The 12,869-nt window shown below is 71.0% G+C and carries 7 protein-coding genes; 5 read left to right on the top strand and 2 right to left on the bottom strand.

Annotation, left to right across the window (positions count from 1 at the left end):
• Nucleotides 1-382 precede the first annotated feature (382 nt).
• Nucleotides 383-3,640, bottom strand: a complete 3,258-nt coding sequence (locus HNQ58_RS00470) for a S41 family peptidase (RefSeq protein WP_183946818.1) — start codon at nucleotides 3,638-3,640, stop codon at nucleotides 383-385.
• Nucleotides 3,641-3,856: 216 nt separating this feature from the next.
• On the opposite strand from HNQ58_RS00470, the gene HNQ58_RS00465 reads away from it, so the two are divergent.
• The gene (locus tag HNQ58_RS00465; RefSeq protein ID WP_183946817.1) at nucleotides 3,857-6,223 is read left to right on the top strand and encodes a S9 family peptidase; all 2,367 of its coding nucleotides are present in this window, start codon (nucleotides 3,857-3,859) and stop codon (nucleotides 6,221-6,223) included.
• Between the two features lie 107 nt (nucleotides 6,224-6,330).
• Entirely contained in the window at nucleotides 6,331-7,245 is a 915-nt protein-coding gene (gene hemF / locus HNQ58_RS00460) for an oxygen-dependent coproporphyrinogen oxidase (protein WP_183946816.1), read from the top strand.
• Between the two features lie 414 nt (nucleotides 7,246-7,659).
• Here hemF and polA read toward each other — a convergent pair whose 3' ends face one another.
• Nucleotides 7,660-10,410 (bottom strand): DNA polymerase I, encoded by a 2,751-nt coding sequence (gene polA, locus HNQ58_RS00455; RefSeq protein WP_183946815.1) that lies wholly within the window; start codon nucleotides 10,408-10,410, stop codon nucleotides 7,660-7,662.
• 154 nt (nucleotides 10,411-10,564) lie between these two features.
• Between polA and HNQ58_RS00450 the strand changes: the two genes are divergently transcribed.
• The 3 genes from HNQ58_RS00450 to HNQ58_RS00440 are packed head-to-tail and all read left to right on the top strand — an operon-like array spanning nucleotide 10,565 to nucleotide 12,864.
• Entirely contained in the window at nucleotides 10,565-10,927 is a 363-nt protein-coding gene (locus tag HNQ58_RS00450) for a DUF2782 domain-containing protein (protein WP_183946814.1), read from the top strand.
• A 36-nt stretch (nucleotides 10,928-10,963) separates the two neighbouring features.
• Nucleotides 10,964-11,500 (top strand): TRAP transporter small permease subunit, encoded by a 537-nt coding sequence (locus HNQ58_RS00445; RefSeq protein ID WP_183946813.1) that lies wholly within the window; start codon nucleotides 10,964-10,966, stop codon nucleotides 11,498-11,500.
• Nucleotides 11,497-12,864, top strand: a complete 1,368-nt coding sequence (locus tag HNQ58_RS00440) for a TRAP transporter large permease subunit (RefSeq protein WP_183946812.1) — start codon at nucleotides 11,497-11,499, stop codon at nucleotides 12,862-12,864. Before HNQ58_RS00445 ends, HNQ58_RS00440 begins: the two co-directional genes overlap by 4 nt.
• Nucleotides 12,865-12,869 lie beyond the last annotated feature (5 nt).

Raw genomic sequence — 12,869 nt, 5'->3', positions numbered from 1 at the left:
CGGCAAGGATGCCGGCGACGTTTGCGTCGGCACAGGATGTGCCGTCGCAAACGCCCGCAGCGCGCACGCGTGCCCGGAGGACAGGATGTCCGGAGGGCGCCGCGTTGGGGTGCCCTTTCTTTTGGTTACCTTTTCTTTGGGCAAGCAAAGAAAAGTAACCCGGCCGCCGGCAGGCGGACGGAACCCCGGCGCGAAGCGCCGGCAGGTCGCGACGAACCTGCACGCTGTAGGAGCGGCTTCAGCCGCGACCGGAGAACCCCGCAGGCAACCGGTCGCGGCTCACGCCGCTCCTACAGGCGAAGCGGGTCGCGGCGACCACGGGCTGCACATACGACACGGGAGCGCACGCAGCGCCCCCGTGTCGGTACCGCTGGCGGCCGGATCACTCCGTCGGCGGCGGGAACACGCTCGGCGCCGGCGGTGCCTGCGGGCGGTGCGGGGGATTCTTCTCCAGCTCGGCCAGCAGCAGCTCCACCGCCTTCTCGATGCTCGGGTCGCGCCCGGCGGCAATCAGTTCGGGGCGATCGATCACCTCGATGTCCGGCGCCACGCCCTCGTTCTCCACCGCCCAGTGGCCGTCGGTGTCCATGAAGCGGAAGGTGGCCGCCAGGATCGCGCCGTTGTCGCTCAGGCTCGGGTTGCCGGATATGCCGATCAGACCGCCCCAGGTGCGGGTGCCGATCAGCGGCCCCAGTCCGAGCTTGCGGAAGTAGTACGGCAGCGCGTCGCCGCCCGAGCTGGACAGGCCGTTGATCAGCATCGCCTTGGGCCCCAGGTGGGAGAGGAACGGGGTGGCGTTCGGCTCCAGGCCGCGCTGCTTCCAGTAGTTCAGCGGTTCGCGGCGCAGCAGCTCGATCATGCGGTCGGGAATGAAGCCGCCGCCGTTGTAGCGGTCGTCGATGATCAGGGCCTGCTTGTGCGCCTGTGCCACCATGCCGCGGAACAGTTCGCGGTTGCCTTCCACCGCGGTGTTCGGGACGTGGATGTAGCCGATGCGGCCGCCGGACAGGCGGTCGACTAAGGCGCGCTTTTGCTGCACCCAGTCGGCGTAGCGCAGGCCCTGCTCGGAGGCGATGGCCCTGACCCGCACCTCACGTGCGCCCTGCTCGACCGGGCTGGCGTTGACGCGCAGGGTCACCACGCGGTCGGCCTTGTTCTCCAGCAGCGCGTAGAAGTTCTTCACCGTACGGGTGGAAACGCCATCCACGGCGAGGATGTACTCGCCGTCGCGCGCGTTCACTCCCGGCGCGGCCAGCGGCGAGCGCGCCGACACGTCGCCGGCGTCGGCAGGGAAGACCCGCTCGACGCGGAAGTAGCCCGACTCGTGCGCGGCGATCTGCGCACCCAGCAGGCCGCCCGCCTTGCGCGGCACGACGGTCTCGTCGCCGCTGCTGACGTAGACGTGGCCGGCATTGGTTTCGCCGGCGATCTCGGTGAACAGGTAGTCGAGGTCGGCGCGGGTGACGACGTGCGGCAGCAGGGCCTCGTACTTGGCACGGATGGCGTTCCAGTCCTGGCCGTGCATGTTCTCGTCGTAGAACCAGTCGCGCAGGATGCGCCAGCCGTCGACGAACATCTGCCGCCACTCGCGGCGCGGCTCGATGCGCAGCTCCCACGTGTCGAGCGCGAGCTGGCCCTTGTCCAGCTCGGCGCCGGGCTTGGCGTCGACGATGGCGAACTTGCCGCCCGGCTGCTGCACGAGCAGCTTGCGCCCATCGGCCGAGAGCGCGTAGCCGGTGACGCCGGAGGCGACGTCGGCCGGCTTGTCGCCCTCGGTGGCGAGGAAGCGCAGCGTCGGCGCGCCGTTGCCGGTGGCCAGGTAGAACACGCCCTCGGCGTTGGCGGTGAGCCTGTGGTAGTTGCCGGCGGGCGCGGCCAGCGGCACCACGCGGGCGTTGAAGCCATCGGCGTCGATGCGCACGCGCAGCGGTGCCGGATCCTTCTTCGCCTCGCCGCCGCCGGCATTGCCGCCGCCCGGACGCACCTCGTCGCTCTTGGGCAGGAACAGCGCCGGGCCGTCGGCCGCCAGGCTGGCGGCGTAGATGCGGGTGGCGTTGTTGTAGAGGTAATTGAACTCGTAGCTGCTGAAGGCCAGGTTGTAGTCGCGGTTGGACAGGAAGTAGAGCCAGCGGCCCTGCGGGTCGAAGGCCGGGCTGGTCTCGGCGGTGTCGTCGGCGGTGAGCTGCCGCGTACGCCGCGACTCCAGCGAGTAGACCCAGATCGAGGTGTTGCGGCTGGCGCCGGTCTTCACGTAGGCCAGGTGGCGGCTGTCCGGCGACCAGGTGTACTGGGTCAGGTCCTGCACCGTGCCGCGGTCGACGTCGGTGGTGGCGCCGGTGGCGACGTCGACGATGCGCAGGCGCTGCTTCTTGTCACCGTAGGCGAGCTTGGTCGAATCGGGCGACCACACCGGCGCGAAACGCCAGATGTCGCCGTCACGGGTGACGCGACGCGGCTCGCCGCTGCCGTCCTGGGCGCGCACCCAGATCTCGTATTCACCGCTGGCATCGCTCAGGTAGGCGATCCAGCGACCGTCCGGCGACCAGCTCACGCTGTGTTCGCGCACATCGGGCGTGTTGCTGAGGTTGCGCGGCTCGCCGTGCCTGGCCGGCAGGGTGAAGATCTCGCCACGGGCGCCGAACACCGCGCGCTCGCCGCCCGGTGACAGGCCGAAGCTCTCGACGAAGGCGGCCGGCTTGACATGGCGCGGCTGGGTGTCGGGGAAGTCGCCGACGACACGGATCGGCACTTCCTTCGCGGTTTCGGTTTTCGGGTCGAAGCGCCAGATCGAGCCGCCGTGCTCGAACACGATCGCGTCCGGGCCGGCGCTCGGCCAGAGGATGTCGTACTGGTCGAAGTTCGTGAGCTTGCGCGGCTCGCCGCCCTGCGGCGGGATCGCGTACAGGTTGAGCGTGTGATCGCGGTCGGAGACGAAATACACCGTGTCGCCCACCCACATCGGCTGGTGGTCGGTGGCGCGGTGGTCGGTGAGGCGCAGCGAGGTGTTGGCGGCCAGGTCGTAGATCCACACGTCCTGCGCACGACCGCCGCGATAACGTTTCCAGCTGCGGAAGTCGCGGTCGATCGGCGTGTAGACGAACTTCGTGCCGTCGGGGGAGAACATGCCGCCGCCGGTCTCGGGCACCGCCAGCGGCGTTTCCATGCCGCCGTCCACCGGCACCAGGTAGGGCCGGCCGCCGCGCTCGTCGGTCGGCACGCGGTTGGCACGCACGAGCACGTGCCTGCCGTCCGGCGTCCAGTCGAGCACGCGGTAGTCGGTGCCGCCGCGCGGCGGCATCGGGCCGACGTCGTTGTACCAGGTGAGCTGGCGCGGCTCGCCGCCGGTGCTCGGCATCACATAGACCTGGCGGGTGCCGTTGTATTCGGCCGAGAAGGCGATCCACTGCCCGTCCGGCGAGAACTTCGGGTACAGCTCCTTGCCGGGGTGCGAGGTCAGGCGCTGCGCGGTGCCGCCATCGGCGTGGACCACGTGGATGTCGCCGGCGTGCACGAAGACGATGCGCTCACCGTGGATGTCGGGGAAGCGCAGCAGCTTGGTCGGGCTGTCGCCGGTCGCGGCATGGGCGAGCGGGGCGGCCGCCAGCAGCACGATGGCGAACGGGGAGATACGAGGGATCATCGGTGCACTCGCGGACGGACAGACGCGCGAGTATGGCCCATCGGCGCGGGCCGGGGCTGTGCCCTTGGTTGGGGCGCCGCGGCACGGGACCGCACCGCCACCCCACCCGGCCCGGCCGGGACGCCACCGCACCATGACCGAAGTCATGGTCAGCGACGCGGCCGCGGCTGTTACCCTTCGGCGCTCGCCCTTTCCGTCCGCACCACGGAGACCCGCATGCGCTGGCTCGCTCCCTCCCTGCTCGCCCTGGCCGTGACCGTCCCGTTCACCGCTCCGGCCGCCGCCCAGACGCCGATCACTCTCGACCAGGCCATGGCCCATCCGGACTGGATCGGCCCGCCGGTCGAGCAGGCCTGGTGGTCGCTGGACGGCCGGCAGGTCTACTACACCCTCAAGCGAGAGGGCGCGCTGATCCGCGACACCCATGCGCTCGACCTCGCCAGCGGCGCCAGTCGGCCACTCGCCGACGAGGCGCAGGCGACGATGGACGCCGCCAACCCGGTCTACAACCGTGACCGCAGCCTGGCGGTGTTCGTGCGCAACGGCGACGTGTTCGTGCGCGACCTGCGCAGCGGCGCGCTGACCCAGATCACCCGCAGCGCCGAGACCGCGGCCGACGCCGCCTTCAGCGCCGACGGCCAGGCGGTGATCTGGCGCGTCGGCCACGACTGGTACCGTTGGCGCTTCGCCGAGCGGGTGGTCGAGCCGGCGGCGCTGCTGCGCGCCGAGAAGGATCCGGCCGCGCCGCCGGCCGAGGACTACCTGCGCGACATGCAGTTGCGCCTGATCGCCACCCTCAGGCGCGAAAAGGACCAGCGCGACGCCCTGCGCGAGCGCGGCGAGGCGCTGCGCCGCGCCGACGCCAGCCGCGCCGCCGCGCCGGTGTATCTGGGCGACGGCCTGCAGCTGGTGCGCAGCGCGCTGTCGCCGGCCGGCCATTACGCGATCGTCGTCACCGAGCCGAAGAACGGCGACCGCGGCCGCCGCGGCCAGATGCCCAAGTACGTCACCGAGTCCGGCTACGAGGAGTTCGAGGATGTGCGTACCCGCGTCGGCCGCAATCCGCCGCTGGGGCACGGTCTGCGCCTGGTCGACCTGGCTGGCGGCAGCGTGGTCGAACTCAAGCTCGACCCGCTGCCCGGCATCGCCGTCGATCCGCTGGCCGACCTGCGCCGCGCCGCCGGCAAGGAGCCGCAGACCGGCAACCGCCGCGTCCGTGTCGACGGCGTGCGCTGGAGTGCCGACGGCGCCAACGTCGCCGTGATGCTGCGCGCCACCGACAACAAGGACCGCTGGATCGCCACCGTCGACTTGGCGAAGCAGGCGCTGGTGCCGGTGCACCGCCTGACCGATCCGGCCTGGATCAACTGGGCCTTCAACGACTTCGGCTGGCTGCCGGACGGCCGCACGCTGTGGTTCCTCTCGGAAGAGTCCGGCTACTCGCACCTGTACACCGTGGTCCCTGGCCAGCGCCCGCATCGCCGCACCGAGGGCCGCTGGGAGGTCGATGCGCCGGTGCTGTCGCACGACGGCAGCCGCGCCTTCTTCCTGTGCAACCGCAACTGGCCGGGCGACTGGGAGCTGTGCCGGCTGGACCTGGCCAGCAACACCGTCGTCGAACTCACCGGGATCGACGGCGTGGAGAGCTTCGTGCTCTCGCCGGACGAGTCGCAGGTGCTGCTGCGCTGGTCGTCCAGCCACGTGCCGCCGCAGTTGGCGGTGGTGGCGGCCAGCGGCGGCGAGGTGCGCAAGCTCACCGACACCCGCAGCGAGGCATACCGGGCGCGCGAGTGGTTGGCGCCGCAGTTCGTGCAGGTGCCTTCGAAGCACGGCGCCGGGCATGTCTGGGCCAAGCTCTACCGCCCGGCCGAACTCGAACCCGGCAAGCAGTACCCGATCGCCCTGTTCGTGCACGGCGCCGGCTACCTGCAGAACGTGCACGCACGCTGGCCGGTGTACTTCCGCGAGCAGATGTTCCACCAGCTGCTGGTGCAGCACGGCTATGTCGTGCTCGACATGGACTTCCGCGGCTCGGCCGGCTACGGCCGCGACTGGCGCACCGCGATCTACCGGCAGATGGGCCACCCCGAGCTGGAGGACTACCTCGACGGCATCGACTACCTGGTCGAACAGCACCAGGGCGACCGCGACCGGGTCGGCATCTACGGCGGCAGCTATGGCGGCTTCATGACGTTCATGGCGATGTTCCGCGAACCCGGGCGGTTCCACGCCGGCGCCGCGCTGCGCCCGGTCACCGACTGGGCGATGTACAACCACGAGTACACCTCGAACATCCTCAACACGCCGGACATCGACCCCGAGGCCTACCGCAAGTCCTCGCCGATCGAGTATGTCGAGCAGTTCGAGGGCCACCTGCTGATCAGCCACGGCATGATCGACGACAACGTGCTCTACCAGGACTCGGTGCGGCTGGCGCAGCGCCTGATCGAACTGAAGAAGCACGACTGGGAGCTGGCCAGCTATCCGCTCGAGCGTCACGCCTACCAGCATCCGGAAAGCTGGTACGACCAGTACCGGCGCGTCTTCGAGCTGTTCGAGCGCGCGCTGAAGACACCGAAGTGACCGACCCGCGCAGCCGCAGCTGTGCAGTCCGCGAAAGCCCGGCCACGCGCCGGGCTTTCGCGTTGGCGGCGGTAGAATCCGCGCCGACCGCCACAAAAGACCCGCCCATGCCCGACATCGCCGCCGTCCACGACTACCTGCGCGATCTGCAGGACCGCATCTGCGCCGCCATCGAGGCCGCCGACGGCGAAGGCCGCTTCGTGCAGGACCAATGGCAGCGTGCCGAAGGCGGTGGCGGGCGCTCGCGGGTGATGAAGCAGGGCCGGGTGTTCGAACAGGCCGGCATCGGCTTCTCCGACGTCTGCGGCGCCACCCTGCCGCCCTCGGCCAGCGCGCACCGCCCGGCGCTGGCCGGCGCGCCGTGGCGGGCGATGGGCGTGTCGCTGGTGTTCCACCCGCGCAACCCCTACCTGCCGACCACGCACATGAACGTGCGCTACTTCGAGGCCCGGCCCGCGGGCCGCGACCCGGTGTGGTGGTTCGGCGGCGGCTTCGACCTGACCCCGTTCTACCCGTTCGACGAGGACGTGCGCCACTGGCACGAAACCGCGCGGCGCGTGTGCGAGCCGTTCGGCGGCGAGGCGCGCTACCGCGCCCACAAGGACTGGTGCGACCGCTATTTCTTCCTCAAGCACCGCGGCGAGGCGCGCGGTGTCGGCGGGCTGTTCTACGACGACCTCGACGAGGGCGGCTTCGAGGCCTGCTTCGGCTACACCCGGGCCGTGGGCGATGGCTTCCTCGACGCCTACCTGCCGCTGGTGGCGCGCCGCCAGGACACGCCCTACGGCGAGCGCGAGCGGCAGTTCCAGCTCTACCGGCGCGGCCGCTACGTCGAGTTCAACCTGGTCTGGGACCGCGGCACCCTGTTCGGCCTGCAGTCGGGCGGCCGCACCGAGAGCATCCTGATGAGCCTGCCGCCGCTGGTGCGCTTCGAGTACGGCTACCAGCCCGAGCCCGGCTCGCCCGAGGCACGCCTGGCCGACTACCTCATTCCGCGCGATTGGCTGGCCGAACTCGCCTGAGCCCCGCTCCGGCCGGCGGCGGACGATAAAAAACCCCGCGGGCCAGGGGAAGCCCGCGGGGTTCGGGGGGAGGAAGGCCGGTCTGGGGAGAAACCGACCCTCCGGGATCCACTCAGGGGAGTGAGCGATCCAACGACGGGCGTTGCACCCGTCGATGACATCTGACCACTGCCGGGCTTGATGGTTCGTGAAGAATGCCGTTAACGCGCACTAATATTCATTCTCGATTCAGCGTTCGCCGCCACCCCCACGCAGGTCACTGATTTTCGCGGCTTTCCAGCACCGACAGGGGCGGGCGGAACCGGCACCACCCAGCGCGGAGAGGGCCGGGCTGGCGCCGCGCGCGCCCCCCCACTGCCGCACGCGGCACCTGTGCCGGGGCGCGCCGCGTAAGCCGCCGTTTCCGCCGCCCGTTCAATGTGCCTGATCCCAGTTGGCGCCGACCCCGGCGTCGACCACCAGCGGCACCCGCAACTGCGCCGCGCCCTGCATCCGCTGCTTCACCTCGGCCAGCAGGGTGTCGACGAAGCCGGCCTCGACCTCGAACACCAGCTCGTCGTGCACCTGCATGATCATGAGGGCACGCCCGGCATGCTCCGCCAGCCAGGCGTCCACCGAGATCATGGCGCGCTTGATGATGTCGGCGGCGGTGCCCTGCATCGGCGCGTTGATCGCGGCGCGCTCGGCGGCGGCACGCAGGCCCTGGTTGCGGGCATGGATGTCGTTCAGGTACAGCCGGCGGCCGAACACGGTCTCGACGTAGCCCTTCGCCCTGGCCTGCTCGCGGGTGCGCTCCATGAACTCGCGCACGCCGGGGTAGCGGGCGAAGTACAGCGCGATGTAGTCCTGCGCCTCGCCACGGGCGATGCCGAGCTGGCGCGCCAGGCCGAAGGCGCTCATGCCGTACATCAGGCCGAAGTTGATCGCCTTGGCGGCGCGGCGCTGGTTGCCGTCGACCTGCTCCAGCGGCACGCCGAACACTTCGCTGGCGGTGGCGCGGTGGATGTCCTGCCCGCTCTCGAAGGCCGCCACCAGGCCGGGGTCCTGCGACAGGTGGGCCATGATCCGCAGCTCGATCTGCGAGTAGTCGCAGGCGACGATGCGGCGGCCCTCGGGCGCGATGAAGGCCTGGCGGATGCGGCGGCCGTCCTCGGTGCGGATCGGGATGTTCTGCAGGTTCGGGTCCGAGGACGCCAGCCGGCCGGTGGCCGCGCCGGCCTGGTGGTAGCTGGTGTGCACCCGGCCGGTGTGCGGGTTGATCGCCTCGGGCAGCTTGTCGGTATAGGTCGAGCGCAGCTTGGCCAGACCGCGGTATTCCAGGATCAGCCGCGGCAGCGGGTGCTCGTCGGCGATCGCCTCCAGCGCCTCTTCGTTGGTGGACGGCTGGCCGGTCGGCGTCTTCACCAGCACCGGCAGCTTCAGTTCGTCGAACAGGATCGCCTGCAACTGCTTGGGCGAGTCGAGGTTGAAGCTGCGCCCGGCGATCTCGTAGGCCTGCTGCTGGGCGGCGTGCATGCGCCTGGCCAGTGCCTGGCTCTGCCGGCGCAGCTCATCGGCATCGACCAGCACGCCATTGGCCTCCATCCGCGTCAGCACCGGCACCAGCGGCATCTCGATCTCGCGGTAGACCTTCTCCAGCGCGGGCTCGGCAGCGAGCTTGGCGTGCAGGGCATGGTGCAGGCGCAGGGTGATGTCGGCGTCCTCGGCGGCGTAGGCGGTGGCCTGCTCCAGCGCGACCTGCGGGAACGGGATCTGCTTGGCGCCCTTGCCGGCGACGTCCTCGTACTTGATGGTCTCGTAACCCAGGTGGCGCCGCGCCAGCGTGTCCATGTCGTGGCGGCTGGCGGTGGAGTTGAGCACGAAGGATTCCAGCATGGTGTCGTGCGCGTAGCCGCGCACCTCCACGCCGTGCCGGCGCAGCACGTGCAGGTCGTACTTGCCGTGCTGGCCGACCTTGGGCCTGCCGACGTCTTCGAGGATCGGACGCAGCGCGGCGAGCACGGCGTCGCGGTCGAGCTGGGCCGGCGCGCCGGGGTAGTCGTGCGCCAGCGGCACGTAGGCGGCGTGGCCGGGTTCGACGGCGAAGCTCAGCCCGACCAGGTTGGCACGCATCGGATCGAGCGAATCGGTCTCGGTATCGAAGGCGATCAGCCCGGCCGCACGCAGCCGCTCGATCCAGGCGTCGAGCTGGCCGCGCTCCAGCACGCAGTCGTACTCGCCGGGCGCGGCCAGCGCCGGGTCGGGCGCTTCGGCCGCGGCGGCGGTGCCCGGGTAGCCCTTGGGCGCGGCGGTCGGCACCTTCGCGTCCGCACCGTCCGCTGCCTGCCCGTCCAGCTCGCGCAGCGCGGCCTTGAAGTCGTAGCGGGCATAGAGCGCGCGCAACGCGTCCACGTCCGGCTCGCGCAGCTTCAGCGTCTCCGGCCCGCCGTCGAGCGCGACATCGGTCTTGATCGTCACCAGTTCACGGTTGAGCGGCAGGCGGTCGAGTGCGGCGCGCAGGTTCTCGCCGAGCTTGCCGCCGATCTCGCCGGCGTGGGCGATCACGCCGTCGAGCGTGCCGTATTCGCCCAGCCATTTGGCGGCGGTCTTGGGGCCGCACTTCTCGACGCCGGGGATGTTGTCCACGCTGTCGCCCATCAGCGCCAGCAGGTCGACGATCTGGTCGGGCCGCACGCCGAACTTCTCGCGCACGCCGGCCTCGTCGAGCACGCTGCCGCTCATGGTGTTGACCAGCGTGATGCCCGGCCGCACCAGCTGGGCGAAGTCCTTGTCGCTGGTGGAGATGGTGACCTGCATGCCCTGCGCCGCGCCCTGCACCGCCAGCGTGCCGATCACGTCGTCGGCCTCCACGCCGGGCACGCGCAGGATCGGGAAGCCCAGCGCCTCGACGATCTGCAGCATCGGCTCGACCTGGGCACGCAGCTCGTCCGGCATCGGCGCGCGCTGCGCCTTGTACTCGGCGTACATCGCGTCGCGGAAGGTCGGCCCGGAGGCGTCGACCACGAAGGCGGCGTAGTCGGGTTTCTCCTTGAGCGTGGCGCGCAGCATGTTGACCACGCCGAACAGCGCGCCGGTCGGCTCGCCCGCCGCGTTGGTCAACGGCGGCAGGGCGTGGAAGGCACGGTAGAGGTAGCTGGAGCCGTCGATCAGGACCAGGCGGGGCATGGCGGCGCGCGTCGGGGGGTGAGCCGTCGATTCTACGGGAGCGCCAGCGTCCGCCGCCGGCACCCGCCGCGACCGTGTGCCGCGCTTGAGCGGCACGGCCGCATTTGCCATCCTGACCGCTCCCCATCGCAAACCCCACGCGCCGAGGTACGCCATGCGCAGGCCGCTCATCGCATTCTCGTTGCTGCTGGCGCTGCCCACGCTCGCGCAGCAGTCCACGCCCCGCGAGCTGCTGGCGCAGGAGCGCGACGCGGTCAAGGAAGTGCCGATCCCGGAGAAGATCCCCGCCCCCGCCGAGCGCGAGCCGCCACCGGCGGTGCGCATCCTGGTCGACGAGCGGACCGGCGACCGGATCGAGGAATACCGGGTCAACGGCCGCCTGCACATGGTCAAGGTGACGCCACGGCGCGGCCCGCCCTACTACCTGCTCGACACCAACGGCGACGGCCGCCTCGACAGCAAGGACGGCGAGGGACCGGTCCGCCCGGTGTACTGGGTGGTCTACCAATGGGACTGATGCCCGCGCCGGATCACGCCGCCCGCCCGGAGGCGCATGGCTGAGCCCGCCGGCGCCGCGCGCGCCCTCTCGAACCTCATCGCCGCGATCGACCGCCTCGCCCGCGGCGCTGCCTGGCTGTGCGCGCTGGCCACCCTGGCCTGCGTGGCGCTGGTGTTCGCGCTGGTGGTGGCGCGCTATGCCTTCAGCGCCGGCTCGCAGGCGGTGCAGGAGCTGGTCGTCTGGCTGCACGCCGGCGCCTTCCTGTTCGGCCTGGCCTGGACGCTGCGCGAGGACGGCCACGTTCGCGTCGACATCTTCCAGCAGCGCTTTCCGCCGCGCGTCGCCGCCTGGGTGGAGGTGGCCGGCGGCGTGCTGTTCCTGCTGCCGTTCTGCACCTTCGTCGTCTGGATGAGCTGGGACTATGTGGCCGCCAGCTGGGCGGTGCGCGAGGGCTCGCGCGAGCCGGGCGGGCTGCCGGCGCTGTACCTGCTCAAGGGCATGCTGCCGGCCGCCGCCGCCCTGCTCGGGCTGCAAGCGCTGGCGCAGGTGCTGCGCGCGCTGCGCCGCGCGCTGGGCGGAGCAGACACGTGAGCGGCGCGCTGCTGGCCGGGCTGGTGATCGCGCTGTGCGCGGCGCTGCTGGCCGGCTACCCGGTCGCCTTCACTTTGGCCGGGGTGTCGCTGCTGTTCGCCGGCCTGGGCTGGCTGCTGGGCGCCTTCGATCCGGCCTACCTGTCGGCGTTCCCGAACCGCGTGTTCGGGGTGATGACCAACGAGACGCTGATCGCGGTGCCGCTGTTCGTGTTCATGGGCGTGATGCTGGAACGCTCGCGGCTGGCCGAGGATCTGCTCACCACCGTCGCCGGCCTGTTCGGTCGCCTGCGCGGCGGGCTGGTGGTGGCGGTGCTGCTGGTCGGCGCACTGCTCGCCGCCAGCACCGGCATCGTCGGCGCGACTGTCGTCACCATGGGCCTGATCTCGCTGCCAGTGATGCTGCGCCACGGTTACGACCCGCGCCTGGCCACCGGCAGCATCGCTGCCGCCGGCACCCTCGGCCAGATCATCCCGCCCTCGATCGTGCTGGTGCTGCTCGGCGACCAGCTCGGCAACGCCTACCAGCAGGCGCAGCTGCGTCTGGGCAATTTCGCGCCCAAGGCGGTGTCGGTGGGCGACCTGTTCGCCGGCGCGCTGATCCCCGGGCTGATCCTGGTCGGCCTGTACCTGCTGTACGCGCTGTGGGTGGCCTGGCGGCATCCGGCCCGCGCCCCGGCCATCGCGCGCGGCGAGCGTGTCGGCGTCTGGCGCACCGTCGCCGCCGTGCTGCCGCCGCTGCTGCTGATCCTGGCCGTGCTCGGCTCGATCCTCGCCGGCATCGCCACGCCGACCGAAGCGGCGGCGGTGGGCGCGGTCGGCGCCACGCTGTTCGCCGCGCTGCGCCGGGAGCTGCGCCCGTCGCGTCTGCTGGAGGTGGCGCTGCGCACGGTGAAGATCACCGCGATGGTGTTCGCCATCCTGATCGGCGCGGCACTGTTCACCCTGGTGTTCCGCGGCTACGGCGGCGACGACCTCGTCCACGACCTGCTCAGCGGCCTGCCCGGCGGCACCACCGGCGCGTTGATCGCGGTGATGCTGATGATGTTCCTGCTCGGCTTCGTGCTCGACTTCATCGAGATCACCTTCGTGGTGGTGCCGATCGTCGGCCCGGTGCTGCTGGCGATGGGCGTGGACCCGGTCTGGCTGGGCGTGATGATGGCGATCAACCTGCAAACCAGCTTCCTCACCCCGCCGTTCGGCTTCGCCCTGTTCTACCTGCGCGGCGTGACGCCGCCGCAGGTGCGCACCGCGCAGATCTACCGCGGCGCGCTGCCGTTCATCGCGCTGCAGCTGGCGATGCTGCTGGTGCTGGCGCTGTGGCCCGGGCTGGCGACCTGGCTGCCGGGCCTGCTGTACGGCTGAGCGCC

This window comes from Rehaibacterium terrae (assembly GCF_014202935.1).
Classification (GTDB): Bacteria; Pseudomonadota; Gammaproteobacteria; order Xanthomonadales; family Xanthomonadaceae; genus Rehaibacterium; species Rehaibacterium terrae.
The sequence above is the reverse complement of the archived record's forward strand: the minus strand, read 5'-3'. Positions and strand labels throughout refer to the sequence as shown.